Raw genomic sequence first — 25347 nt, forward strand, 5'->3', positions numbered from 1 at the left:
GCTTAAGGGTTGAGTAACCTAAATGCGTTTCAACCTTGACGTTGATCTGTACGTGATTCGAACGTGATTGCTTGATGGTATATACGCATGCCGGACGTAGCCTGTTAAGAGATTAGAAAGTTCTCAAAGCGTTGTCCGAGCCAACAATTATTCCTTTGCTTTTCATTTGGTCTATAAGGTCAGTTAAGTTTTGTTTTTCTTTTGCTTCATTAAGGAGTTGTCTGTTTTTGTCCAAGATTTGCCCGCTTAATTTCTTTTGGCAATATTTTGCAGCCTTTAGCATACTATCATAAATATTTTTTGGGGCTGCACTTCTTGGAATTGAAAAACCAAATACTAAGTTTTTTGGGTTCATATTTCCGTCTTTAATTTCTTCAGGGAGAAAATAGCCTGGCTCTGTAGTTGTCCAAACACTAAAATGTTGATCGTGTCCATAATCGTGATTGTTGCTCCAATGAAATAAGTCACCGTCTCCCCAAGCTAAGCCAACGCATTGTAATGCTCCCATACTTTTACCCCATTATATTGCTCATTACTATGTAAACAATAATTGCATCACTATTGAATTGTTGGTGAAGTTGGACAAGTTTTTTTGCTTTTAAAATGGCTTTGTCTATCGTTTCCGTTTGTTCTATTTTAAGTTTACTCGGATAGTTTTTTATTATGTTCATAAACGCTATCGATTTATGTAAATTGGATTATAAGTCCCGCTACGCTATACTCAATTTTAAGGCTAGCAGGTATTCTTTGGTTTTGACAGCAGATTTTTTCCTCTAATAGTTTTAAGTTGATAAATTTTAAACTATTGAACTTTAAATATTTATCAGAAATCATAAATTTAATCTAGTTTTTTTTTGGATAGCATATTTTAAATCGTACTTTTGTGAACTGAAAAAAACATGGTGGTTTTAGCTCAGTTGGTTAGAGCATCGGTTTGTGGTACCGAGGGTCGTGGGTTCGAGCCCCATATTCCACCCCTGATGGGACAAGAGATTTTTAAAGGTCTTTTGTCCCATTTTTTTTACTTGTAACTCTTTGTTTTTCAGGTAGATCAACTCGGCAGCCTCATTCATTTTTGTGGTTCGACATGCCCCCTCAGAATAAGTCAATTTTTCAGGATATAACATCCCTACTAGGTACCTTCTACCCTCTACACTGGAAGTTTCGAATAATTTGTCCAATTCCTGTAGGTTCTCAATAGCCTGTTGTGCAATTGGCTTGATGTCCAGAATTGCCGCATTTTGAGCCGTCATCTGATTTAATTGCGCTTCCAGTCGGGTGATCTTCTCATTACATTGCTCCTTCACAATCCTGTAATCAGCAGATGTAATGTCATCGTTTAACATCAGCTCCCTGGCATTTTCCATTCTTTTAGTCTGCTGGTTGATTTTCGTGATCAATTACTTCCGGTCATCTCCTTCCGGTCATCTCTCAGCTCTCTCGTCTGATTGTTGTAAGCATCGGTAATCGTCTGAACGAATATTTCAGAATAACCGTTTCTAGGGATAAACTGCATCAGTTCGACTAGGAAGGCGGCATTGACTTCTTCTGTCCTAAACCTTGCACCGCATTTGGATCTGCAATGATAATACACCCTGTAAGTTGTTCGTCCTTTTGAAGCATTGCCTGTTAGCATTCTGGGACATTTTGGGTATTTTAAAAAATTCCTCAATATCCAAATAAAGAAACGGTAGAATCCTTACGCAATGGTGAATTTGAAGCGCTTTCCACGGTCTACAAAAATACGGTTGAAAATGTGTTTGAATATGCTATGAGCAGCCCGACACAACAGGAGGAAACTACAAAAGGAACTTTGTTTGGTGCTTATAACAGCGTTACCGGATATTTTCAAAACGTGCGCAATTATAGGGATGAAGAGAGCAAGTTTAAATCCATCATGTACGGCACAGGCTTACAAAGAGGCCAAAAAGCCTTTGACCTCTGTACTGATTTCGCCAAAACGATGGCGCTGTCCTGAATTCATTTATTTTTTAACGGGGGAACAATCCCCTTAAACTGATCATCATGAAACCATTGTTAAAACTCAATACCAAGGAAAAGGCCAAACTGTTGCATCTGCTTTTTCCCAATGAGATACCGGAGTTTTTAAACCACTTGCAACAATTCTGTACGCATTTACATGAACGGCAGGAAGGTTATGAGAAGTTGTGGAATTCCAGGTTAATGCACTTTGAAAGGTGGCGGGTCACCTCTGGGTATATCGTCCAGCTTTTGGAAAGCAAACGCCCTAAACTGGAATCCAGTTCTGAAGCTTTTGCAAGCCACCTGTTTTTCCTGGATTATGCTACCATCACAGTCAATCAACTGTCTAAGTACGCAGAAACAGGATGCTATAACCAAAGGTTTAAACTGGCCGTACCATGTTTTTTCCAAACTACTGTTAACTTTTTAATGTAAAATCCCGGTTAGAAATCTACCCGTTAATTCTTAATGATCATGAAACCGATATACCGTCTAAGTTTAAAAGATAAAATCAAAATCCTTCACAGTTTATTCCCTGAGAAAATCCCTAAATACATCGGCTACCTGAAAAACTGTGCGGTTGAGACCATTGACGACAGCGAAGAGATCGCAAGGGGCTGGGGCAACAATGTCATCCAGCATGGTTACTGGACTGTTCTGGCTGACCGTACGTTTGATTGTCTCAGGAGATACGGGGACAGCTTTAATCATTGCGGGAAGCTGTTTGCCAAGCGTTTGTTTAAAAACAGGGTATGTCTTTTTACCTTGCATAGCTTGATGCAATATGTTGAAACAGAAGACTGCCCGCCAAAATTTGCGCTGGCGGTAAGACTGCTGTTTGACCTGTAAATGCTGATAAGGTGAGTTTACCAATAAGTGCGGAGAAAACTGCACACATTGGTAAACAGATTGCCCGCCATTTGTCATACCTGTGGCATCGGCTAAAATCTCGGGCGGCCCTAACGGGCCTTTAGGTTTGTATAAGATTTTGCTAAGTGCAAAAATAAGAATTTTTTAAGTGCTGATTAAGACAGTATGAGAGTAAAGAGGCGACTTATCCTACGGGCAAGATTAAAGATCTAACTCATGATTTATGCCTCTTTGCTTTTATAGACTATAAAGAAATATTACAGACGTTTGTCTGAAAAAGTTAACACAGTCAGGAGCGAACTAACTTGCGGGCAAGATTAAAGATCTAATTCATGATTTAGGCTCCTGTCTGATGTTTAAACAAGCTTCAAATAGAAATTCGAGTGTAAAGGCTCATTAGTAAGGTATTGAGTGTGTTTAAATACGTTAACGGTAACCCAAATTATAAACTATGAACTGGAAGTATTTTATCGGTATTGATGTCTCAAAGGCAACACTAGATGTGTGTATTTTAGAAGGAAAGGAAAAACGATATAGCCTTGAAATTGAAAACAAGCCAAAAGCTCTAAGCGGGTTTTGGAAATTATTAAACAAACAAATTCCTGATTTCAATTCAGAAAACTCGGTGTTTTGTATGGAACACACCGGCATTTATAATGAGCATCTGCTTTCCTTTCTACAGGGGAAAAAGGTTTCCATTTGCTTAGAACATCCTGCTCACTTAAAGCTATGTGTTGGTTTGACAAGGGGAAAAAATGACCAAGTGGATGCCGAACGAATTGCGATTTATGCCTATAAAGAACGTGAATCAATCAGACTTTGGGAGCCACCAAGAGCAGTCATCAAAACCTTAAAGCATCTAACTTCATTACGGAGCAGATTGGTACGCACCAAGAAATCCCTTTCCATACCTGTAAAAGAATTGAAATTGTTTGATAAAGATGGTGGCAGAACAGTAGAGAATATCTGCAAAAACACTTTAAAGCATGTCTCGCAAGACCTGGAAACTGTAGAAAAACATATTTTGGAAATCATTAAAGCCGACCCAACGTTGAAACGCCTATTCCAAATATCCACATCTGTAAGTGGAATAGGAACAGTTACAGCCGTTGAAATCATCATAGCGACCAACGAATTTAAGAACATACGAACTGCAAAGAAATTTGCCTGTTATGCCGGCATAGTCCCTTTTGAACACAATTCCGGAAAGCCGGGCAAGAGTGTCCCATAAGGCCAATAAACAGGTTAAGATGCTTTTGCACATGGCCGCTATGGCTTCACTGATCAGTGGCGACATGAAGCGGTATTTTGAGCGAAAGACTGAGCAAGGCAAAAATAAAATGAGCGTTGTCAATGCGGTGAGAAATAAGCTGATCCAGCGACTGTTCAGCTGTATCAAGGAAGACAGGCTCTATCGACCAAAAGACGAAAGGTATATCATTACTACGTCCGTGGAAGAGCCTTTATAAAATAACGGCAGCGGTCCAACTGTAATATTTTTTGCTTTACATCTTTCAATAACGGAGAGCAAGCCCACTAGTTATAAGCCCTTGATCATTAAACCGATTATAGCGGCCAGCAATATGATCTGTGGCTCCTTGATTTTTTTACTATAGATCAGCGCAACTCCTGCTCCCAATGCTATGACGGTTGTCGGGATATCGACAATTGCCCTGCTGGCAATAATTATTACGGCACCGACCAGAGCGCCAACGACGACGGCTGTGATGCCGTTTACAAATTCTTTGATGCTTGCATTCTTTGCGATCTTTTTAAATGAGGGAGCTAAAGCCACTGTAAACAGATAGCAAGGCAGGAAAGTAGCGAAGGCGGCCACACACGCCCCCGGAAAGCCTGCTACCAGGTAACCTATAAAGGCAACAGTGACGACAACTGGCCCAGGCGTAATCATGGCTACCGCCACTGCATCGACAAACTCCTGCTCATTCAGCCAGTGATATTGATCTACAGCACCGCTATGCAGAAAAGGCACTATGGCAAGACCACTGCCAAATACCAATGCACCTGCTTTTAAAAAGAACCAGCCGAGTTCCTGCAAAGTCTTTCCTTCATATTGCCAAAACCCAGTTCCGGTCAAGATCAGTGCAGGCAAGACGGTAGGTTTCCTGATCCATTTGGGCGGCGCTTTTACCAGCATATAAAGAATGCCGCATCCCGCAAAAAGAAGGATGTCTTCTTTCTGGGTAATTACCGTAACCACTACACCTAACAGGTAAAATAACCAGAGCAACCACTTGGATTTCATGGAGCTAATACTAAGGTCGCTTACTGACTTAATGGTCAGTTTGTAAGCGCTAATGGCAATAATACCGATCACTGAGGCACTTACCCCATAAAACACGGCCAGCATCCATGACAAGCCACTATAAAGTTTATAGGCCATTCCCAATAGGACAACCATCACAAATGAGGGCAATACAAAAGCAAGCCCGACAAGTGTCGCGCCCAAAAAGCGGTAATGGACAAAGCCGATGTAGATGCCCAGCTGAGCGGCGAGCGGCCCTGGTGCCAGTTGGGCAAGTGCCAGGCCTTCTTTATACTCTTCTTCGGTTAACCATCCTTTATCTTCAACCAGATCACGGTTCATATATCCGACCAACGCAACAGGGCCGCCAAAGCCCCAGGTTCCCAGTTTCAGGAAATAGAGGACCAGATCGGTCAGTTTGTAGCTTGCCTGCTGCTTTCCCATGATTAAAAAGCGATGCCAAACTGAAAGCCAATGCCGAATGAGGACGGCTGGTCATTGCCAAACCTTGCAGGCAGCGGGATTGCTACAAAATAACTGCATCCTTTATTCTTTTTAACTATCTTGTTGATGACCGGAGTTAGCCCATAGCGACCTGATGTTTCGAAGGCCGCCCGTCCGGCAAAAGTAAAGCCACTGCCCAGGGCAACTAAAATTCCGGGATGGAACAATACATTACTCACCTTGCTACTGCTGTTGGTTGCTTTGATGGTAGGCACGATCTCACTAGAGAAACCTATCCTAGCGCTTTTCCAGATGTTGATGCCGATCGGCATACCTATGGTGTAACTGTCCTTAAAGTTAGTGTGAGTCCCATCAGAGCTGAAGGTAACTATAGGATGGGCGATACCTACGTAGCCTGCCAGCTTTGGATAAGTCTGGGTCGTTTGAGCAAAGGTGCTGATAACTGTGGTAATGGCCAGCAGTACCACTCCTGTAAGAATTTTATGTACTTGAGTTTGCATGGCACAATGCTACATCATTCCGGCAAGCCAAAATAGAACAGGATTTACTATTGGTACATAACTTACTTTTTGTTCCTGTTTTTTTTAAATTCAGAGGGGGTAAGTCCGGTTTCCAGCTTAAAGATTCGTGTAAAATGGCTCTGGTCAGAAAACCCGGTCAGGTAGGCGATTTCAGATAAAGCGTATTCCGAGGTCTCCATAAAGGTGATTGCCTTTTCAATACGCAGTTTCCGGATGTATTCACCAAAGGAAAGATTGTCGAAGTATTTGGAAAATTCCCTCGACACGTATGCAGGGTTAATATTCAGTTCTGTGGAGATTCCGGTAAGGCTCAGTGCCAGGTTCGTATCGATCTGATCCTGTATAATTGTCTTCAGTTCTTTTGCCCAGACGGGGATCTTAGCCCCATTACCTTTTTTAAGGTATTTCTGGTAGACATCGACCAGTAACTGCTCAACCGGACTTTCGGTATGCCTGACATTCTGGAGATGCTTTGCCCAGGTATACAACGCGTCATAGATCACCATACCAGCTTTGAGCAGCTCCTGATCATCTTTAATATTATAAGCCATTCCAGCTGCAATTGCCCATAGGCCTGAAGCCTGACTGGCGAGGCCATGCTGATCGGTATCCGCACCCCTTATAATGGGAGCCATGATCTGCAAAGCCGGATCATCAAGCTTGTATTTCTCCATCAAAGCATCAAAAGTACAGAAGCCATTTTTATGGGTTAGTTCAACGCCTAAAACGTCAAATGGAGTTGCATCCAGTTCTTCTGCTTTTTCGATCACGGTATCAAAAGGAACATAAAAAAACTGCGCCTGTGGATCAATGAAATTCCTGATCAGCCAGGGACAGGCAATCCGGTCAATCTTCGGTCTTTCTCGGGTGATCCAATTCATAATTCAAAACTAATTAGAATTAATGATATATATATCCCGCCATTTAACGAGGTGATCTAAGATAAACACCAGAATTTAATTGATTTTCATTTGGATTAACCATAGAAATCATAAAACGTTTTTTAAAGATTATTTAAGATTGGCAGGTTTATAAGTATCTATAATGAACTCTTGAACCATTTCTTTTATTTGTTGATATATCTCAAAATGGTCTACTTCCTTATCAAAATCAAAAGTTATATACTGATCATCCTTGTCGATAGTAACTATTTTTCTTCCCCTTTTAAAGACTACGATTTGATCATCTATAGATTTCAACTTACAATTATTTTCCGAATTAAAAGTATCATCCATATTTATATACTTATAAAGAGAGCCTTCAAACTCTGCTTCTGGCATATTATTTAAGAAAGGTAGTTTATAGATCACTTGATAGCCTTTATAAATTCTCCTACAAAATTCGTGATGTGATCTTTTATAAAAATTTCTAGGCCTTGCTTATTAACAAAGTCAACTAAATATGTATCCTTTAACGTTTTGGAGTGGATTTCTCTAATGAATGAAACATTACTAACCTTATCAATTTTTATGGGAGACTGCTTTGAATCTATAGAATAAATCTCAGAATTTAATACTATCAATGGAAAGTAGATAGTATAGCTCTTCCATTCTGTTTTATGCGAGTCATGCGTTTTCCAGTGTTCGAGACTTTTTACAATTGGAATAATCAAGCCATCATAAATACCTTCATGCATTGCAAGCCAGTCCTTTCCCTTGCGAACGATCTTACAAAACTGTACGGCTTTAGTATTTTTCTTATGAAATGGAAAGTGGATATTTAAATTGTAATAGTTGAAAGCCTTTACGACTGAGAAATAATTGGCTTTACCTTCAATTGGAATTCGATATTCCACTTGCGGAAAGACAAAGTTTGGTGGAGTATAGTTGTTATCGTAGCTGTTTTTATCACGACAAATGAAGACAAACGGATTAGTATTGTTTTTGCACTCTGCTAATACTCTTATTCCAACAGAAATCTTATTTTCATCATCATAATGTATGCGTTTGTACGCCATCACATCGATTTCTCTGGATTTTTCTTCGTCTATATCTTTAAAAGCCACATTAGTTTTTACAAAATAATCATTTTTCTCGAAAATGGTGGCGATTTCCTGTTCAAAAAGATATCCTGAAGCTTGAACCGCATTTAGTATTTCATCATTATTTGGATTCATTACATTAAATATATTTTCTAAAGGTGCAGGCGGGTGAATGTTGATCTTATCGTCAATAACGGACTTTAATTATAACTTGAATATGTCTAACCCTGAAAATTAATCTTACGAAATCTTGTGAAATGTTCCTGCGGTATAAACCACATCATTTTCATCATACCAGACAGAAAAGAAAATCTGTTCTTTAACATGAACATCTAATCGTTCACCTTCTCTAATCTCCGCTCTTTTGAGTTCATCTAAAAGTTCATCAGAAATCTCTTTAAATTCTATTTCTCGTAGCTCAAGGAAGTGTTTAGCTGCTTCAATTTCATCTTTCTTAGCTAATATGCTCAGTTTTTGTTGAGGAGTTGAAGCTTCCTTTTGTAATTCCGTCAACTCTCTCTTGAGGACGTAATCAATAACCCTTTTTTCTTCGTCCCGGCTTTCTTTAACGTGTAAAAATGAGGCCGCTAATTCTTTAATATTCATTTAGTCAATATAGTAACTATTTAAAGAAATTCCTATATGGAGAGCATTTTATATAAAAATGTATATGGAGCTGACACTTATGTTGAAGTACTTGATTTAATCTTTAATTTGCAACTCTAATTAACCGCTAGCAAATGATAAAAGCAAAATTTATTAGACAATACACAGAATGGTACGAAGGAGTTGAAAACTTAAACAATGGAAAATCTCGTCAATCTGGCTACTATCCTAGAGCCAGCCTAGTCGAGTTGTCTGAATTATTAAACATTGAGCGACTGTTTATTGTCGCTGAGCCAGGTCATGGAAAAACAACTTTAATTAATCAATTAATTACGTATTTTAATGACAACGGCATTCTTTATAAATACGCTATTGGACTTGGGTCGGATAAAATTGTTTTGGATTCTGATACTGAATATTTAATATTTGATGCCTTAGATGAAAGTAAAGATGTAGTGCCCACTTTTATTGAATTACTTAAACTTTGTGAAGACAACAATGTTAAACTGATTGTTAGTAATCGTCTTCATTACATCAACATGATTCAGCACTTACTTAAAGCGACGCAATTCCAATTTATAAAATTGTTGCCCTTTGATGAGTACCAAGTGAGATCTTTTTTAATAGATAAATTAGAAGAACTTCAGTATTCTGCTGAACAAATAAATCAGATTATTGAAAACTCAAAAGGCAATTCCCCTAAATCCATACTACGTACGCCCCGCTATCTTAATGAGTTTTCTGACTATATTCTGAAAGATAAAATAGCACCTGAAAATATCATAAAACTAAGTAAATCTGACCTTTTTGAAAAAGTAATATACTATAAGCTGGAGCATGATACGAGTGATAATAAGAATTCAAAGTATCTAACTAAGAGAGTACTTGAACGATTGGCTTTGGTTATGGAAATTCATGGGTTAAATCAAATTCACATGGAAGATTTTGTCACCTTCTTGGATCAGACGGACTCAAATATTAGTTTGATCTTTCTTAATAGTGTAGACTTGGAAGATTTATTGTGCAGGGTGATGAAAAAAACAGATGATATGCTCCAATTTGAACATACTGAATTTCAAGAGTATATGGCTGCAAAAGAACTTAGTCGCATGGGCTATCGATTCCAAACTGTCTATGATCTCATGGTAGATAACAATCTTCAAGTTTTAAAAAACAACTGGATTGATGTATTAACATTTGCGGTGGAAATACAACCTGAGTTCTCTAAACCACTCCTAAGTTTTATTGAAGTAAATAAAAATGGGAATATAGATGAGAAATTAGTCGAATTGCTGTTGAATATTCCTGCAACCAATTTCGATGACAACTTTAAAAATCTTTTTTTTGATGTAGTAGGTAATTACTATTATTCAAGGGGAAAGATCATTTTCCATACCTATTTTCAACTTGCAAATTATTTTACTAAAAGTCGTTCAGAAATTTTAATCCCATATTATGGAATCGACCAGCTAAAAGATTCGGTGACACACATACAAAGTAACCAGATTTTACTTATTGAAGCCCTTGCAGAACAAAATAGATTAAGTATGAATGATAAATCTAATTGGGTGAGTTACTTAGTCAACTTGGTTCAAAAAGATGAATTTTACTCAATGCAAAGCACCATTTTTCGCACTTTGGTTGCATTAAATGACACTGAAGCAGTATTAGAATTAATCCCAGTGTTTGAGCAAAAGCCTGATTATATTCTAAACAATTTATTCTATGCCTTAAGTCAACTAGTACCAAATGATTTGGAAACTAGTAAACTTATTACACGGTGTCTGACCTCTGGAAGACGAGTTGATAATATTGATACTTTGATTAATAGGATTACAGATAAAGATAGAATTACTGATTTTTTTAATTCGTTAAACGGATCGTTATCTATATTAGATAGTGATCGCTTTAGATTTGGAGTAGGTTTTTACAGTTTATTTGAGCAAATAGAAATACTTAATTCAAAAGAGTTAAATAATACAGTTTACCAATTTATTTGCAACGTATTTCAACATAGGCAATATATTCATCAAATGTCCAGCATCACTGAGTTATCATTTAAGTATTGCTTAAAGCATCAGCAGGGCTTCCTGAAGAAAATGATGTCCTTTCCAACATTTTTACAATCTATCGATGTAATTATTGAGATTATAGCTTTAGACTTAGACCTGAAAACATTCAAAACGATCGAAAAATTTATTTTAAGCAGTGATAACGCATGGAGACTTGACCGCGTAATTTATAAAATTAAGCATAAACTTGAACCAATTAAGGATCACGAGGTTTACCTGTATATTAATCGCAAATATTTGTTACCTTGGAGCAAAACAAAACCTCAGGAAGAGAAGCCGGTAACTAAAACTGCGATTGAAGAGATTAGGGATTACTACTTAGAGGACAAGAAGTACTTTAATCCTGCTTTGTTTCCTAAGTTCATAGAGAAATTTGACGAGATTTATGCTGAATTGGAAGATTCTGACAAAGCCTATTTACTAGACATAATAGACATTGTTTTACACAACTATGATCCGGATGTCTTCAGAATAGAAATAAACGAAGTTAAGGGTAATCAAACAAGTTTTTCTCATAATCATGATGTCTGGTTTCATATTGAACTGTATTTCAAAACTGCTTATCTATTAGAAAGCAGGGAAATTCTTCAAAAATATCGGGTGAAATTTATTAAAACCATTCCACGTCTTGATATTTTTGAACATAAAAGACTAGACCTTGTTGAAAATATTGTCGAAATTATCGGGGGGCTTTCGGAAACCGATTTAAAGACGATCTATACGTTCTGTATCGAAAGAAAAGATGATATGTTAGCTCTAAGCGGAAGATCATTCGCTGAAATCGCTTATAGGTTGAATATACATACTTTGAAACCAATATTATTAAAATTACTTAAAAATAGTAAGGTTAAGTTGTTTGAAAAACAAGAGATTGTAAAGGCCTTTGGTGAATTAGCTGAAAATAAATCGGATTTAAATTCACTCACAAGAATTTTTAAAACCTCTGTACATGATGAACTGAAAGACATTGCTAACAGCTACTTGGTTTCAAAATTTAAAGATCCAGCTGCCATTTCTTGGAGATTCGAAGAGCTCAAAAATCGCCGTACACCTTTCGACACAGATATTAAATACAATGGAGCAAGAAGTGTCAGCTATTTTGAGCAGGAATTGGATAGACCAGAATTTCCAAAATGTTTTTATGGTTTATCTGAGCAATCTATAAAAACAAAAATGCTTGATCTACTCAATTTTTCATTTCAAATCAGGGACACAAAACCTTTTTTTAGGTACAGTACATATTTGCAGTCCATAGTTTACACTTACTTCCAGCCCAATATCAATTCAGTACTTATCGCAGAATTAAGAAAGATTGCCAGTAGTTTTCCTATTATTGAACAAACCTATTCCTTCAATAATACTTTGGATAAAATGGTGGAAGAATTATATCTGCAACAAAAAAAGAACGAGCCTTTTTCTACAGCCGTCCACTCTGCGAATGAAATTTTATCAAAAACCTACCTGCCAATTCAAAGTATTCAAGAACTCAAGGAACTTATCCTTAAAATATTTAACAACGAGATCAAAATTCTGATAGAAAATGATGGGTTTTACAGACTATCTGATCAACTAATAAATGATCCACAAAGCCAATCGTCAATCGTTACTGAGGCTATTATTCAGAAAACTTTAAAAATTGCACTGGGAAAAGCTCTCTTAGAAAATGGATTGCGAAAAACAGATATCCATAGAGAAGTAGAAAGCATGGATGGCAAGAAATATGATTATCTCATTAGTTACGGTCTTTTCGGTCCAGTAATGGTAGAATTAAAGCTAATGCACAATGACGAAATCCAGAAACCAGGAAAACGTAAAGAGTATAAGCACAAGCTGACTCAATATTTAAGAGCAAACGGTGATAACGGAATCTATGCTATTTTCCAGATATACGATAATCCTGCACAACAAATAAGGTATCAAAAAATGTTATCAGAATACAAGGATATTAATGGATTGGAAATAATAGCTATGCAGTGCTTCAATAAATCATCTAAATAACTAATATGACCAACTAAAATCAGTTTGAGAAGATTTATCGACGTATATATCATTTATCACTACTATGGAAGTTTATACCTCCATAGTAGTGATAAAATTTTGGTGCTGCACAATCATTTTCGTGGACTAAAATAGTTGCGATTTTAAAAGTTTTCCAAGCTCATCCATTTCTAACATTTTTCTTTTCAAATCGGCCAACCGCTTCAAATCAGCCACAAAACGCGATGACATTTGGAGGTAAATCCACCCATCACTGGGGAAGAGAGTTGGATATTCTGGACGATGTTGACCCCACCCGATGAGGTATAAAACAGAGGATTTAATGGGTTCTTAAATTAAGTAAACCCTGTCATTCCGGCGGATGCTGCCCTCCTTAGCTTTAAGAAACTGGTCGTACCGGAGCATGTTGACCCCCTTCTTAAGTTTGGTTTATTAGGTGAATATTACTTCACCTAAACAGAATGCTGATGGCTTGAAAAGCAAAAGCAATGAATCATATCAAACAATTATTACGCCTTCACAAACGAGGCAATTCCATTAAGTATGGCCCGTAACCTGGGCATCAGCAAGAATACGGTGAAGTCGTATTTAATAAAGTTAGCCAGCGTAATCAAACCCGGATGCACCGAAAGCCCTGGTGCAGGGAAGAACGTTTCCTTGCTGCAGAAAAGACCCTGCTGGCTGCCCTTCCACAAACTGGCTTTGAAGTAAAGTATTACAGTGAACCAACGGTCGCCAATAACCACATCTATCTGGGTAAAGACAAGCATTATTATAGTGTTCCTTTTGCCTACGTTGGCATAAAGGTAAAAGTTATTTATACCCGCTCGATGGTGTATATCTATGCCCGTGGAAAGCAAGTTGCTGTGCACATCAGAAGTTATGTAATGGCAGGCTATAACACAGATAAAGAGCATCTGAGTTCACACCACCGCCACCTGCAAAAACTGCTGCTAAAAACAAAGATGAGCAGGATTGATGGTACCATATACAAGTTCTTTAAGAAGCTTTCCAAAGCGGAACTGCTCATCTTTGATGATTTCGGGCTAACTCATCTTGAACAGCAGCAACGAATGGACTTTATGGAAATCATCGAAGACACGCATGCAAGTGCGGCAACCATTATTGCCAGCCAGCTGCCAGTGGCCAACTGGTATGACGTCATTGGAGAGGAAACTATTGCTGATGCAATCCTGGACCGTATGGTGCACACTTCGTACGGAATTGAACTAAAAGCTGAAAGTCTAAGAAAAAAGAGGTAAAATTGTCAGGCGGTCAGCTTCGCTGAACCAAAACCTCGGGGGGCAACATCACCAGTACGGGGGGCGCATCTCCAGAATATCCAATAAATAACAGAATAAATGAGAAAAACGCTTTTTATCCTTTTTGTAAGTTTGACGCTTCAAGCAAATGCACAAAACTTATTCCCCGTAAAACTCGAAAATTGTAAAACTGAGAGGTTTTGCCTTGACTGTGGAGATACAAAAGCAGGATATGACGAAAATGAGTTTGCAAAACTACAGGACAAACTAAACAAGGAATTAAACTTACAAGGAATAAAAGGAGCTGTAAAATTTCAAGTTCTCGTTGACGCAAAAGGTCGAGCTTGTGTATTGAGCCATACTGACCAATCTAACAATCCCATTTCCTTGAAAATTATTGAAGAACTTAATAAGTTAAAGAAATGGACATCAGCAATAACAAGCGGAAAGACTGAAGAAAAGGCATCTATCAATTTAATTTTTGCCGTAAGTGACAACAAAATTTCGGGGAAAATAGAGCGGGTTGATATGAAGGCTTTTAATAAATCATTTGATAAACCGAACAGTCCCGAGATTTACAATAAAATATACGAGTACAAAAACGAAAGTTTAAAAAATTATAAAATAACGGTTTGGAATTCGAATAATTCAAATCTTCCAAACAATATGAATGACAATATCACTATAGATAAAAACGGTCTTATTTGGTTGACCGTTGATGAAGGACTGGTGACTTTTGACGGGAAAGAATTTAAAAACGCAGAACAGAATATTACAGACAAGGGAAGATTCTTCTCTTATTACGCATTAGCCACAGACAATTCTAATGTCAAGTGGGTTTATGGAACTAAAAACATCTACAGTTTTGACAATATTAAATGGACAAAATGTGACTCAACGGAAATAGGAATAGATGGAGCGTATGAAATTGTTAATAATCAAAAGACAGGAGAAGTATTTTTCTGCTCAGACGAAGGATTGACAATTTACAAGGACGGAAAGTGGACAAATATAAATAAAAGCAAACTAAAAGCCCTGCCATCAAATAGAGTGACATTTGCAAAGAGAGACTCAAAAAACAGAATTTGGATTGGGACTTTTAGCGGTACAGCTATGATTGACGAAAATAATCAAGTAACAAACTTTGAAAATACAAATACCATTTTGAAAGGAAAATGTATTACTTCTATGGACGAAGATGAAAATGGTAATCTTTATTTTTCACTTTATGAATTTGAAAGAAAGGAAAAAGGAAAAGTGAATAATGATGAAGGTATTGCCATTAGATATTCTGACGGAACTTTCAAACAGTTTACTACTGAAAATTCAGGAATACCTTTCAATCATACAAATTGTGTTGTGTATGATAAAAACGAAAAAGTTCTTTGGATTTCAACAGATAGGGCAGGTTTAGTAAGATATGACCTTAAAAATGGTTGGGAAAATTATCATAATGAAAATTCTGAAATTCCAACTTCTTATATTTCTACTATGACGATGGATGGAAAGGGAATTTTATATTTAGCAACAAGACAAGGTTTAGTAAAAATTGAAAGAAAATAAAAAATATTGCTGGTAACAAGGTATTGCCAAAAGCGGGGCTGAAGTACTTCTATTGAACGTTTGTGTAAGGTTCAACAGTAGTAATTCTATTGAAGCGTCTAAAGATACTCAACCATACTCGACATTGTTACCTACAATTGTCACTTAGACGGCTTATAAATGGCTTATTTCAACAAACTACATTTTATAATCTAGCACAAAAATCGGCTTCTAAAACTCCAAACGGCCACTTTATACTGAAATAGCAGGATCAGTTTGTCTTGAAATAAAACGTCACTTTAGTGCGTACTGGATGAACACTTTCTTTGAAACTCCCACACTAGAGTGCTAATCTAATGTTCCACCTTTTTTACAAGTTTCCCATTTTTATCAAAATACTGCCATTTCCCCAATTTTTTCTTTTCTGACTGGTATAGGTCGTAATTGTTGTATTTTTTAATCGATTTTAGCTTCCCATTGGGATAATATTCCTTTTTAATGATGAAAGCCTTGCTTGGCAGGTCGTTATGATAATAGATCGAGTGGTTAAGTGTTCCATTTTGATTGTAGAAGTACCAAGTCCCCAGATAATAGTCGGTTGATATTTCCTTGTTTGCATAAAAACCGTGGTAGCCTTTTAGCCTGACTTTTCCATTAGGGTAATATTCCACAACCAATCGCTTCCTTGTGGTGTCTGTTTGGTAATCAGTATTGAAATCAATCTTGGGTATTGCAGAGGCGTTAGACACCTCTACGAATGTAACGGAAAGGCCAACAAGAAAGTTTAACATCATTAATTTCAGCCAGTTGTTTTTCATACCATAATAACGCACTGCCCTGCTTTCTATTTTAACTGTAAAATAAAAAACCAGTTTCCTCCGTTTTATTCTTAATCATTCCAATATGAAATTAAATAAAGTTTTAACAGCAATGCTTTTTGCCACTGCAACATTTTGGCAACTTGGATGCCTGGCCCAGCATAAAATGGATTTAGCAAAGATCAAATTCAATGAAGATATTAAAGCCGTGGTCAAAGATATACGCAATATCCACGAAGGAAAATTAAGTGGCAGGCAGGACATGGTATCTTATGGTATCGACAATGACGGTAAATTTCTATTTGCAGGAGTGATTCCGGGTCATATAGAATTGCTTTCCTGGAGAGGTAAATTGGTAGGTTTTGCTTTCAGGATTAAGTCTTTTGCCGACCAGCAAAAAGTTGAAGACTTTTTTAAGAGTCAATATAAGAACGCAAGCTTTCAAACCTCAAAGTTCTTGAACGTATACGCTTATCAGGATGATAATGTTGCTGCGGAGTTAAGGGTTGTTATTGAAGACAAGTATAAAGAAGGTGCCAATGGTTATCTTGATATTAAAAGGGCCGATTTCTCTAAAGAGTTTGCTAGTATCATAAAGCAATAGAGTTTTAAGACAGAACTCTACGCCTTAAAACATCCCCCGTTAGTAAAAACCCAAATCACGACCCGCAAAAACTTGAACGATACATTACTGAATTATAAAAACTATAGATGCACAAGAGATTATGTATGTTGTTATAAATGTAAGTATAAGGAATGTTGGGGGTAAGTTGAAGGTAAGTTGAAGTTTCGTTATCCCCTTAGTTGGGGTTTCGTTGTCCTTTCTTTGTCGAACGACAATGCGGGGTCAAGGAAATGAGTAATAAAGGATAGCGAAAGGGGTAGTAAAGGTCCAACTTACGGCCTAATTACCTGCAACTTATTATCTGCTTATTCCAATAAATCCGGACACGAGTTACTTTTTCGTTCCATCAAGGTTGAGCCTCTGTTGCTTTTCTACAGCCCAAACTGGCGATTAAACCATTAGATCAGCATCTTGGTTTTTAAAACCTTGCAAACTTGTTTCTGTATTCAATGGGGCTTAATCCGGTAAACTTTTTAAAGATGTCTCTAAATGCTTTGGTGTCTGTATACCCTACATCCAGCATGATTTCAGAAACATTTTTCCTGGAACCTTCAAAATAAGTTTTGGCTGCTTCTACCCGTACCCTTTGGATATACTCAATTGAAGTATTGTGAGTGGCTTCTTTAAATCTTCTTTCAAAGGTCCTACGGCCTGAATGAATTAACATGGCTAAAGTTTCAATGGAAATTTTAGTAGAATAATGTTTTTCAATATAGTCCTGTACTTTTTGAATGTCACCATCACCATGATTTCTTTGCCCTTTAAATATGGCGAACTGGGATTGGCTGTCTCTTCCGATATCCAGTGCAAAGTATTTTGAAACCATTACTGCGGTTTCTCTGTCTGCAAACTTTTCTACCAGGTATAAGATTAAGTTCCACAAACTATTTGCACCGCCGCTACTGTAGATATCACCAAATTCGGTTAGTATAGCGCCCTCTTCTACATCTACTTCAGGGTATCTTTTTTTAAACTCATTGATGTAAGCCCAATGTGTAGAGCATTTTTTGCCGTTGAGTAAGCCAGTTTCCGCTAAAAGAAAAGCGCCAATACATAAGCTGGCCAGGCTTGAACCTTGAGCGTATAACTTTTTAAAATACGGGATGGCTTCTGCATTGTCTGCTATGCCTTTAGTCGTATCGCCAAATGTAGGTGGAATAATCAGCAGATCTGTTTTATTCACATCTTTGAGTAATCTGTCGGTTTTTATAATGTACTCGCCATTGTTGGCTGGGACGTGTGTACTTAGGCCCACATATTCAACCTCGAAAATGGGCTTTTTACCAAATGTAGCCAAAAGCTCATTGGCAGTGTTAAACGTTCTAAACGGGGGTGTAATGGCTTCAATTACGCCGTATTCAGGTACAAAAACGGAAATTTGCATAGTAACAAAAACTATAGAACGCCAAGGTAAAAAATATTTTGTCATAATCCACCCTCAAAGCTGTCGTTTTTATAATGCTTAGGCTGTCTGGTATTGCTGTACTTTTGAATTGTAAACTAAAACAACCGGAATACAATGAAGAAGAATAAAATAATTTTTTGGATTGCAACTGCCATCATTATACTTTGGGAGGGTATAATGCCACTAAGTACCAGCCTTTTTATGCCAGAATATGTAACTGTAGGAACAAGGCCCCTGGGTTATCCTGATTACTTTGCCTATACACTTATTATTTTTAAGGTATTTGGCGTTTTAGCAATAGCCTATCCTAAAGCACCAGCTAAGCTAAAAGAATGGGCTTATGCAGGATTAACATTCAATTTAATCTATGCATTCATCAGTCATGTATGCGTAGATAAAAATATTGGCTTTATGTTGATGCCCCTGGTTTTCTTAGGTATCCTTGCCCTTTCGTACTTTTATAAAGATAAATTAACATCAGTCTAAAACTAAAATTCTACTACAATGGAAAGTAATTCAGTGTCCCTGCAACGGGTAATTAAAGCAAGTCCCGAGAAAGTATTTCGGGCATTTGCAGACCAGATAGCGTATTCCACCTGGTTGCCACCCTATGGCTTTGTATGTACAGTACAGCATATGGATTTTAAAGTTGGTGGTACATTTAAAATGACCTTTATTAACTTTAGCACAGGGGGGCAGCATTCATTTGGCGGAACGATCCTTGAAATAGAGCCTAACCAATTTATTAAATATGCAGATAAGTTTGATGATCCAAATTTACCTGGCGAAATTACCACCTCGATATGGCTGAAAAAGGTTTTCTGCGGTACAGAACTTAAAGTGCTTCAGGAAGGAATTCCGGCGGTAATACCAGCTGAAATGTGTTATTTGGGCTGGCAAGAATCTTTAGAGAAATTGATCAGATTGGTAGAACCTGAAATTCCGGATGCTTAAACCGTTTTTTAGGAGGCGCGGTAAATCGTTATGACCAAGCGGTGACCAGTACGCTACGGAGGTATTCTTACATTTGGTTATAAATCATGTAATCAATGAAGAAAATAGGATTTTTATCATTCGGGCATTGGGCTGAACATCCCGCTTATCAAACGCGCAGCGCAGGCGATACCTTGCTGCAATCCATAGATTTAAGTGTTGCCGCTGAAGAAATAGGTTTAGATGGGGCCTATTTTAGGGTACATCATTTTGCGCGCCAGTTGGCATCACCATTTCCCTTGCTTTCGGCTATTGGCGCTAAAACCAGCAAAATAGAGATTGGCACAGGTGTGATTGATATGCGCTATGAAAACCCGTTGTATATGGTAGAAGATGCCGGTGCTGCAGACTTGATTTCCGGTGGACGATTGCAATTGGGGCTCAGCCGCGGATCACCAGAACAGGTGATTGAAGGTTGGCGTAAGTTTGGTTATCAGCCTGAAGAGGGAGAAACGGATGCGGATATGGGTAGAAAGAAAGCCCTGGAGTTTTTAGATCGTTTAAAAGGCGAAGGTTTTGCCCAGCCTAATCCTAATCCGATGTTTCCGAACCCGCCGGGTTTGTTGCGTTTAGAACCGTATTCTGAGGGATTACGGGAAAGGATTTGGTGGGGTGCCGCCTCTAACGCAACTGCTGTTTGGGCTGCTGAAAATGGTATGTACCTGCAAAGTTCAACACTGAAATTTGACGAAAGTGGTAAGCCTTTTCATATTCAGCAAGCAGAGCAAATCAGATTGTATAAGGAAGCCTGGAAGAAAGCCGGGCATGAGCGCGAGCCAAGGGTTTCAGTAAGTCGTTCCATCTTTGCACTGGTTAACGAACAGGATAGGTACTATTTTGGACAGCAGGGAAAAGGGGCTGATAGTTTTGGTTATATTGAAGCCGACCAACGTGCGGTCTTTGGTAAAAGCTATGCTGCTGAACCGGATCAGCTGATCAAAGAACTGGCGCAGGATGAGGCTATACAGGAAGCGGATACCTTACTGCTGACTATACCGAATACGTTGGGTGTGGATTATAATATCCATGTGCTTTCTGCCATTCTGGAGCATGTTGCCCCTGGCTTAGGCTGGAAATAGTTAGCGCTTAATTCGCCAAAAGGAATAACAGGCAGTGGTTACAAGCCACTGCCTGTTACTGCTCATTTATTAATCTTTTTCTATGTTGTCAATTACGTAGGAAGTCATTTTAATGATCTTGCCTCCGCTAAACTGGTAAATGTCGCAGAAGTTTCCTTTATACGGTTTTCCATTCTTGGTAACGCCAGTGCTACTTCCGTTCGCGATGGCAATGTCGCCTTCAACTACAACAGTATCGAAGCTGAAGTCCATTTTTTCGGGCATGTTTCCCGGATCCATGTTGCCGATCTCTTCAATCCCCCTCAGGGTGGTATGTCCAGAGGTAGAAGTATACATGTCCCAAACCATATCATCGGCAATATAGCCCATGAATGCCTCCATATCGTTATCAAGGAATAGCTGGTTAATTTTTTCAATGAGTTGTCTTGTTGTTTCCATAATGCTAATAAACAAAGTTTTAGGAGATCTGGTTTTGAAATTTTGATTGATCTGAGATTTTGTTTTTGAACAATTGCAAGATCACATTTACGATTAATGATTAGCTTTACGGCAGTTTATGATTGAGATTTATACAGACGGTGCAGCAAGTGGTAATCCCGGGCCAGGTGGTTATGGAGTGGTTTTACGTTCGGGTCCATACGAAAAAGAACTTAGCGGAGGATTTAGGATGACCACCAATAACAGGATGGAATTACTGGCTGTTATTGTTGGCTTAAGCGCCATTAAAAAACCTGGAGAACAGGTAACCGTCTATTCAGATTCTAAATATGTGGTAGATTCTGTAGAAAAGAAATGGGTATTTGGATGGGTTAAAACCGGTTTTAAAGGTAAAAAGAACAAAGACCTTTGGAAACGTTTCCTTGATGTTTACAAGTTGCATAAAGTAAATTTCATCTGGATTAAAGGTCATAATGCACACCCGGAAAACGAACGCTGTGATGTCTTGGCTGTTGCGGCAGGTAAAAATAAGGCTGCATTGGCTATTGACTACGAATTTGAAGCAGAGCGGAATAATCCTTCTTTATTGTAAAATGCTCCCTCAGCCGCACTGAGCCTAAAGCCCGGTATCCTTTTTTGTTGTTTTAAGTTGTTCTGAAAAAGATGTATTTTTTGTACCTTTGCGGCATAAAATAAAACCATGATTTATTTCTTCTCCAACGAGGTCAACACCGTTTTTGCTGTACAACTGGAACGCACACTCACATCTTCAGATATTTCGAAATTAAGCTGGCTTTTTGGCGGTGCCGAACTGAAACAGGAACACGTATTGACTGATTATTTTGTAGGTCCGCGTGCAGCAATGGTTACGCCATGGAGCACCAATGCGGTAGAGATTACCCAGAACATGGATATCCAGGGCATCGTAAGGATTGAAGAGTTTGTTAAAGTTGAAGCAGGTTTTTCTGATTTCGATCCCATGCTTTCTCAAAAATACGGAGAACTGAACCAGGAATTATATGCCATCAGTTTACAGCCGGAGTCGATCTTAGAAATTGACAACATTGCTGAATATAACCAGCAGGAGGGACTATCGCTTAGCGAGGAAGAGATTGAATACCTTGATAAATTAGCTGTAAAACTAGGTCGTAAACTGACGGACTCTGAAGTTTTTGGCTTTTCTCAGGTAAATTCAGAACATTGTCGCCATAAAATCTTTAACGGAACTTTTGTAATTGACGGAGAAGAACAGCCGGTTTCTTTGTTTAAAATGATCCGTAAAACTTCAGAAGCAAATCCAAATGGAATTGTATCTGCCTACAAAGATAACGTTGCCTTTGTAAAAGGCCCCGTAGTACAGCAATTTGCACCTAAACGTGCAGACGTGCCAGAATACTATGAGATCAAAGATTTTGAAGCTGTAATTTCATTAAAAGCAGAAACACATAATTTTCCAACCACTGTAGAACCATTTAATGGTGCTGCTACCGGTGCAGGTGGAGAAATCAGGGATAGGTTAGCTGGCGGACAGGGTTCTTTACCATTGGCTGGTACTGCGGTATATATGACTGCATTATCCCGTCTTACGGAAGACAGACCATGGGAAAACGCGGTACAAGAACGTAAATGGTTATACCAAACTCCAGTAGATATCTTAATCAAAGCATCAAATGGTGCTTCTGATTTTGGAAATAAATTTGGTCAGCCGCTGATTACGGGCTCTGTGCTAACTTTTGAACATGAAGAAAATTCAAGGACACTCGGCTACGATAAAGTAATTATGCAAGCCGGTGGTATCGGTTATGGAAAAGCTGATCAGGCAAAAAAAGCTACGCCTTCTTTAAATGACAAGATTGTTATTTTAGGTGGCGAAAATTATAGAATTGGAATGGGAGGGGCGGCGGTTTCTTCTGCTGATACAGGTGCCCTTGGCACTGGTATAGAATTAAATGCAATTCAGCGTTCCAATCCGGAAATGCAGAAAAGAGCAGCCAATGCAGTTCGTGGCATGGTAGAAAGCGATCACAATACCATTGTATCCATTCATGATCATGGTGCAGGTGGACACTTAAACTGTCTTTCTGAACTTGTGGAAGAGACAGGTGGAAAGATTGACCTGGACAAATTGCCTGTAGGCGATCCAACGCTTTCTGCGAAAGAAATTATCGGCAACGAATCTCAGGAACGTATGGGACTGGTAATTGGTGCCGAACATTTGGATACCCTGCAAAAAATTGCGGACAGGGAAAGATCTCCAATGTATACGGTAGGGGAGGTGACGGGCGATCACCGTTTTACCTTTGAATCTGCTACTACCGGCGCCAAACCAATGGACCTGAAAATGGAAGATATGTTTGGTAGCTCTCCGAAGGTAGTGATGCAGGATAAAACCGTAGAAAGAACTTACGAGGCTGTAGCTTACGATGTTGCGCAGCTGGATACTTACCTGGAGCAAGTTTTACAATTGGAGGCTGTGGCTTCTAAAGACTGGTTAACAAATAAAGTAGACCGTTGTGTGGGTGGCCGTGTGGCCAAACAACAATGTGCTGGTCCGCTGCAATTACCGCTCAATAACTGTGGTGTAATGGCACTGGATTACCAGGGTAAAGATGGTATTGCCACTTCTATTGGTCATGCTCCTTTATCTGCTTTAATAAACCCTGCTGCGGGAAGCCGAAATGCTATTGCAGAATCACTTTCAAACCTCATCTGGGCACCATTAAAAGATGGTTTAAAAAGCGTTTCGCTTTCTGCCAACTGGATGTGGGCCTGTAAAAATGAAGGTGAAGATGCCCGCTTATATGCTGCTGTAAAAGCTTGTTCTGAATTTGCTATTGATCTTGGAATTAACATACCTACGGGTAAAGATTCCTTATCCATGAAGCAGAAATATAAAGATGGCGAAGTCATAGCGCCGGGAACAGTAATTATCTCTGCCGCTGGTCATTGTGATGACATTACCGCAGTAGTAGAGCCGGTATTGCAGAAAAACGGAGGCAGTATTTATTACATCAACCTTTCTGCTGATGCTTATAAATTAGGGGGTTCTTCCTTTGCACAGATTTTAAATAAGATAGGTACAGAAACACCTGATATTTTAAATGCAGCTGAATTTAAAAATACTTTTAACACCCTTCAGGAAGCAATTAAAGCAGGTTACATTCAGGCCGGTCATGATATAGGCAGTGGGGGCTTAATCACCACCCTATTAGAACTTTGCTTTGCAGACCGTAATCTTGGTGCTGCGGTAGATCTTTCTGCCTTGGGTAATCAGGACATCATTACTAAGCTTTTTGCTGAAAACATTGGTATCGTGTTTCAGGCTGATGAAGCGGCAGAAGCACTGCTGAATAAAAATGGCGTAGTTTTCCATAAAATAGGAAAGGTAAATTCAGTGCCTGTTTTGGAAGTCAAAGACGCTACAGGAAACTGGAACTTTGATGTTGACCAATTGCGAGATAGTTGGTTTAAAACTTCTTACCTGCTGGATCAAAAACAAAGCGGCCCTGTTAAGGCTAAAGAGCGTTTTGACAACTATAAAAACCATGTGTTAAACTACAGCTTCCCATTACAGTTTGATGGTAAAAGGCCAGTAATAGATTCGGCTAAACCAAGGCCTAAAGCTGCGGTAATCCGTGAAAAAGGTAGTAATTCTGAGCGTGAACTCGCAAATGCAATGTACCTGGCTGGTTTTGATGTTAAAGATGTGCACATGACGGATTTGATCTCAGGCAGGGAAACCCTGGAAGATATTCAGTTTATAGGCGCTGTAGGCGGTTTCTCTAACTCTGATGTTTTAGGTTCAGCTAAGGGATGGGCTGGTGCTTTCCTTTACAATGAGAAAGCAAAGACAGCACTGGAAAACTTCTTTAAACGCGAAGACACTTTATCTGTTGGGATTTGTAATGGCTGTCAGTTATTTGTTGAGCTTGGTTTAATTAACCCAACTCAGGAAGAAAAGCCAAAAATGCTGCATAATGATAGCCATAAACACGAAAGTGGATTTACTTCGGTAACCATTCAGGAAAATAACTCGGTGATGTTGTCTGGTCTTGCAGGAGCTACCCTTGGCGTTTGGATTTCTCATGGAGAAGGAAAATTCCAGTTGCCTTATGCAGAGGATCAGTATAACATTGTGGCTAAATATGGCTACGAAAGTTATCCTGCCAATCCTAACGGCTCAGACTATAACACTGCAATGATGTGCGATGTTACAGGAAGACACCTGGTAATGATGCCACATATTGAGCGTTCCATTTTTCAATGGAACTGGGCTAATTATCCTGAGGGACGTAAAGATGAAGTTACCCCATGGATAAGTGCATTTGTAAACGCCAGAAAATGGTTGGAAGCCTAAGCAGGCAATAAAAAAATTAATATACTGTAAAATTGTCTCCTTTGTGTATCTTTAGTGATACTAGAG

Annotated in this window: 23 protein-coding genes, 1 tRNA gene and 1 pseudogene; 15 read left to right on the top strand and 10 right to left on the bottom strand. The window is 38.6% G+C overall.

Translation table 11 applies throughout. The features are described 5' to 3' along the window. Positions 1 to 112: 112 nt before the first annotated feature. Positions 113 to 508, bottom strand: a complete 396-nt coding sequence (locus LPB86_RS11605) for a cell division protein ZipA C-terminal FtsZ-binding domain-containing protein (protein ID WP_230643943.1) — start codon at positions 506 to 508, stop codon at positions 113 to 115. Between the two features lie 393 nt (positions 509 to 901). Between LPB86_RS11605 and LPB86_RS11610 the strand changes: the two genes are divergently transcribed. The 6 genes and pseudogenes from LPB86_RS11610 to LPB86_RS11635 all read left to right on the top strand — a co-directional run bounded on the left by LPB86_RS11610 (position 902) and on the right by LPB86_RS11635 (position 4322). Further along, a tRNA-His gene (locus LPB86_RS11610) sits at positions 902 to 977 on the top strand. 698 nt (positions 978 to 1675) lie between these two features. Then, positions 1676 to 1978, top strand: a pseudogene (locus LPB86_RS11615) (DUF932 domain-containing protein); the annotation flags it as partial. Positions 1979 to 2025: 47 nt separating this feature from the next. Continuing rightward, positions 2026 to 2418, top strand: coding sequence for a hypothetical protein (locus tag LPB86_RS11620; RefSeq protein ID WP_230643945.1), 393 nt, complete (start codon positions 2026 to 2028; stop codon positions 2416 to 2418). A 39-nt stretch (positions 2419 to 2457) separates the two neighbouring features. After that, positions 2458 to 2832 carry a hypothetical protein gene (locus LPB86_RS11625; RefSeq protein ID WP_230643947.1) on the top strand — a complete coding sequence of 125 codons (375 nt, stop codon included), beginning with the start codon at positions 2458 to 2460 and terminating at the stop codon, positions 2830 to 2832. Between the two features lie 472 nt (positions 2833 to 3304). Then, on the top strand, positions 3305 to 4084 hold the full coding sequence (locus LPB86_RS11630; protein WP_230643949.1) for a transposase: 780 nt from the start codon (positions 3305 to 3307) through the stop codon (positions 4082 to 4084). Between the two features lie 19 nt (positions 4085 to 4103). Next, positions 4104 to 4322: a hypothetical protein gene (locus tag LPB86_RS11635; protein ID WP_230643950.1), complete on the top strand. Its 219-nt coding sequence runs from the start codon at positions 4104 to 4106 to the stop codon at positions 4320 to 4322. 71 nt (positions 4323 to 4393) lie between these two features. On the opposite strand, the gene LPB86_RS11640 is transcribed toward LPB86_RS11635, so the two are convergent. The 6 genes from LPB86_RS11640 to LPB86_RS11665 form a co-directional block, all read right to left on the bottom strand. Beyond that, positions 4394 to 5563 (bottom strand): chromate transporter, encoded by a 1170-nt coding sequence (locus tag LPB86_RS11640; protein WP_230643951.1) that lies wholly within the window; start codon positions 5561 to 5563, stop codon positions 4394 to 4396. A gap of 2 nt (positions 5564 to 5565) precedes the next feature. After that, positions 5566 to 6084 carry a hypothetical protein gene (locus tag LPB86_RS11645; RefSeq protein ID WP_230643952.1) on the bottom strand — a complete coding sequence of 173 codons (519 nt, stop codon included), beginning with the start codon at positions 6082 to 6084 and terminating at the stop codon, positions 5566 to 5568. Positions 6085 to 6146: 62 nt separating this feature from the next. Beyond that, the gene (locus tag LPB86_RS11650; protein WP_230643954.1) at positions 6147 to 6986 is read right to left on the bottom strand and encodes a chromate resistance protein ChrB domain-containing protein; all 840 of its coding nucleotides are present in this window, start codon (positions 6984 to 6986) and stop codon (positions 6147 to 6149) included. A gap of 129 nt (positions 6987 to 7115) precedes the next feature. Continuing rightward, positions 7116 to 7385 (bottom strand): hypothetical protein, encoded by a 270-nt coding sequence (locus LPB86_RS11655; protein WP_230643956.1) that lies wholly within the window; start codon positions 7383 to 7385, stop codon positions 7116 to 7118. A 26-nt stretch (positions 7386 to 7411) separates the two neighbouring features. Beyond that, a complete protein-coding gene (locus tag LPB86_RS11660; RefSeq protein WP_230643957.1) occupies positions 7412 to 8221 on the bottom strand; it encodes a hypothetical protein in 810 nt (269 codons plus the stop codon). A gap of 105 nt (positions 8222 to 8326) precedes the next feature. Continuing rightward, entirely contained in the window at positions 8327 to 8692 is a 366-nt protein-coding gene (locus LPB86_RS11665; protein WP_230643959.1) for a hypothetical protein, read from the bottom strand. Positions 8693 to 8826: 134 nt separating this feature from the next. Between LPB86_RS11665 and LPB86_RS11670 the strand changes: the two genes are divergently transcribed. The 3 genes from LPB86_RS11670 (at position 8827) to LPB86_RS11680 (ending at position 15587) form a co-directional block, all read left to right on the top strand. Further along, complete coding sequence (locus tag LPB86_RS11670; RefSeq protein ID WP_230643961.1) at positions 8827 to 12762, top strand: NACHT domain-containing NTPase; 3936 nt, start codon at positions 8827 to 8829, stop codon at positions 12760 to 12762. Between the two features lie 620 nt (positions 12763 to 13382). After that, complete coding sequence (locus LPB86_RS11675; protein WP_230643963.1) at positions 13383 to 14024, top strand: ATP-binding protein; 642 nt, start codon at positions 13383 to 13385, stop codon at positions 14022 to 14024. 99 nt (positions 14025 to 14123) lie between these two features. Further along, positions 14124 to 15587 (top strand): two-component regulator propeller domain-containing protein, encoded by a 1464-nt coding sequence (locus LPB86_RS11680; RefSeq protein WP_230643965.1) that lies wholly within the window; start codon positions 14124 to 14126, stop codon positions 15585 to 15587. A 332-nt stretch (positions 15588 to 15919) separates the two neighbouring features. Here the strand turns inward: LPB86_RS11680 and LPB86_RS11685 are convergent, their stop codons facing one another. Next, complete coding sequence (locus tag LPB86_RS11685; RefSeq protein ID WP_230643967.1) at positions 15920 to 16384, bottom strand: hypothetical protein; 465 nt, start codon at positions 16382 to 16384, stop codon at positions 15920 to 15922. A gap of 85 nt (positions 16385 to 16469) precedes the next feature. On the opposite strand from LPB86_RS11685, the gene LPB86_RS11690 reads away from it, so the two are divergent. After that, entirely contained in the window at positions 16470 to 16988 is a 519-nt protein-coding gene (locus tag LPB86_RS11690; protein ID WP_230643969.1) for a hypothetical protein, read from the top strand. 439 nt (positions 16989 to 17427) lie between these two features. Here the strand turns inward: LPB86_RS11690 and LPB86_RS11695 are convergent, their stop codons facing one another. Then, on the bottom strand, positions 17428 to 18393 hold the full coding sequence (locus tag LPB86_RS11695; protein WP_230643971.1) for a GlxA family transcriptional regulator: 966 nt from the start codon (positions 18391 to 18393) through the stop codon (positions 17428 to 17430). Positions 18394 to 18528: 135 nt separating this feature from the next. On the opposite strand from LPB86_RS11695, the gene LPB86_RS11700 reads away from it, so the two are divergent. From LPB86_RS11700 to LPB86_RS11710, 3 genes are all read left to right on the top strand, one after another. Continuing rightward, a complete protein-coding gene (locus tag LPB86_RS11700) occupies positions 18529 to 18900 on the top strand; it encodes a DoxX family protein (protein WP_230643973.1) in 372 nt (123 codons plus the stop codon). A gap of 18 nt (positions 18901 to 18918) precedes the next feature. After that, positions 18919 to 19368 carry an SRPBCC family protein gene (locus tag LPB86_RS11705; RefSeq protein WP_230643975.1) on the top strand — a complete coding sequence of 150 codons (450 nt, stop codon included), beginning with the start codon at positions 18919 to 18921 and terminating at the stop codon, positions 19366 to 19368. 95 nt (positions 19369 to 19463) lie between these two features. Next, complete coding sequence (locus tag LPB86_RS11710) at positions 19464 to 20486, top strand: LLM class flavin-dependent oxidoreductase (RefSeq protein WP_230643977.1); 1023 nt, start codon at positions 19464 to 19466, stop codon at positions 20484 to 20486. 69 nt (positions 20487 to 20555) lie between these two features. Here LPB86_RS11710 and LPB86_RS11715 read toward each other — a convergent pair whose 3' ends face one another. Then, positions 20556 to 20924 (bottom strand): nuclear transport factor 2 family protein, encoded by a 369-nt coding sequence (locus tag LPB86_RS11715; RefSeq protein ID WP_230643979.1) that lies wholly within the window; start codon positions 20922 to 20924, stop codon positions 20556 to 20558. 118 nt (positions 20925 to 21042) lie between these two features. Here LPB86_RS11715 and rnhA point away from each other — a divergent pair, with 118 nt between their 5' ends. Together rnhA and purL are read left to right on the top strand one after the other, a co-directional pair. Continuing rightward, entirely contained in the window at positions 21043 to 21516 is a 474-nt protein-coding gene (gene rnhA / locus LPB86_RS11720) for a ribonuclease HI (protein WP_230643981.1), read from the top strand. Positions 21517 to 21624: 108 nt separating this feature from the next. Next, positions 21625 to 25281 (top strand): phosphoribosylformylglycinamidine synthase, encoded by a 3657-nt coding sequence (gene purL, locus LPB86_RS11725; RefSeq protein WP_230643988.1) that lies wholly within the window; start codon positions 21625 to 21627, stop codon positions 25279 to 25281. Positions 25282 to 25347: the final 66 nt, after the last annotated feature.

This window comes from Pedobacter sp. MC2016-14 (assembly GCF_020991475.1).
GTDB lineage: Bacteria > Bacteroidota > Bacteroidia > Sphingobacteriales > Sphingobacteriaceae > Pedobacter.

What these genes read in the sequence shown, in the direction of transcription:
- LPB86_RS11605 (WP_230643943.1), bottom strand. Translation starts at nt 508, where the DNA reads ATGGGAGCATTACAATGCGTTGGCTTAGCTTGGGGAGACGGTGACTTA.
- LPB86_RS11620 (WP_230643945.1), top strand. Translation starts at nt 2,026, where the DNA reads ATGAAACCATTGTTAAAACTCAATACCAAGGAAAAGGCCAAACTGTTG.
- LPB86_RS11625 (WP_230643947.1), top strand. Translation starts at nt 2,458, where the DNA reads ATGAAACCGATATACCGTCTAAGTTTAAAAGATAAAATCAAAATCCTT.
- LPB86_RS11630 (WP_230643949.1), top strand. Translation starts at nt 3,305, where the DNA reads ATGAACTGGAAGTATTTTATCGGTATTGATGTCTCAAAGGCAACACTA.
- LPB86_RS11635 (WP_230643950.1), top strand. Translation starts at nt 4,104, where the DNA reads ATGCTTTTGCACATGGCCGCTATGGCTTCACTGATCAGTGGCGACATG.
- LPB86_RS11640 (WP_230643951.1), bottom strand. Translation starts at nt 5,563, where the DNA reads ATGGGAAAGCAGCAGGCAAGCTACAAACTGACCGATCTGGTCCTCTAT.
- LPB86_RS11645 (WP_230643952.1), bottom strand. Translation starts at nt 6,084, where the DNA reads ATGCAAACTCAAGTACATAAAATTCTTACAGGAGTGGTACTGCTGGCC.
- LPB86_RS11650 (WP_230643954.1), bottom strand. Translation starts at nt 6,986, where the DNA reads ATGAATTGGATCACCCGAGAAAGACCGAAGATTGACCGGATTGCCTGT.
- LPB86_RS11655 (WP_230643956.1), bottom strand. Translation starts at nt 7,385, where the DNA reads ATGCCAGAAGCAGAGTTTGAAGGCTCTCTTTATAAGTATATAAATATG.
- LPB86_RS11660 (WP_230643957.1), bottom strand. Translation starts at nt 8,221, where the DNA reads ATGAATCCAAATAATGATGAAATACTAAATGCGGTTCAAGCTTCAGGA.
- LPB86_RS11665 (WP_230643959.1), bottom strand. Translation starts at nt 8,692, where the DNA reads ATGAATATTAAAGAATTAGCGGCCTCATTTTTACACGTTAAAGAAAGC.
- LPB86_RS11670 (WP_230643961.1), top strand. Translation starts at nt 8,827, where the DNA reads ATGATAAAAGCAAAATTTATTAGACAATACACAGAATGGTACGAAGGA.
- LPB86_RS11675 (WP_230643963.1), top strand. Translation starts at nt 13,383, where the DNA reads ATGCACCGAAAGCCCTGGTGCAGGGAAGAACGTTTCCTTGCTGCAGAA.
- LPB86_RS11680 (WP_230643965.1), top strand. Translation starts at nt 14,124, where the DNA reads ATGAGAAAAACGCTTTTTATCCTTTTTGTAAGTTTGACGCTTCAAGCA.
- LPB86_RS11685 (WP_230643967.1), bottom strand. Translation starts at nt 16,384, where the DNA reads ATGAAAAACAACTGGCTGAAATTAATGATGTTAAACTTTCTTGTTGGC.
- LPB86_RS11690 (WP_230643969.1), top strand. Translation starts at nt 16,470, where the DNA reads ATGAAATTAAATAAAGTTTTAACAGCAATGCTTTTTGCCACTGCAACA.
- LPB86_RS11695 (WP_230643971.1), bottom strand. Translation starts at nt 18,393, where the DNA reads ATGCAAATTTCCGTTTTTGTACCTGAATACGGCGTAATTGAAGCCATT.
- LPB86_RS11700 (WP_230643973.1), top strand. Translation starts at nt 18,529, where the DNA reads ATGAAGAAGAATAAAATAATTTTTTGGATTGCAACTGCCATCATTATA.
- LPB86_RS11705 (WP_230643975.1), top strand. Translation starts at nt 18,919, where the DNA reads ATGGAAAGTAATTCAGTGTCCCTGCAACGGGTAATTAAAGCAAGTCCC.
- LPB86_RS11710 (WP_230643977.1), top strand. Translation starts at nt 19,464, where the DNA reads ATGAAGAAAATAGGATTTTTATCATTCGGGCATTGGGCTGAACATCCC.
- LPB86_RS11715 (WP_230643979.1), bottom strand. Translation starts at nt 20,924, where the DNA reads ATGGAAACAACAAGACAACTCATTGAAAAAATTAACCAGCTATTCCTT.
- rnhA (WP_230643981.1), top strand. Translation starts at nt 21,043, where the DNA reads ATGATTGAGATTTATACAGACGGTGCAGCAAGTGGTAATCCCGGGCCA.
- purL (WP_230643988.1), top strand. Translation starts at nt 21,625, where the DNA reads ATGATTTATTTCTTCTCCAACGAGGTCAACACCGTTTTTGCTGTACAA.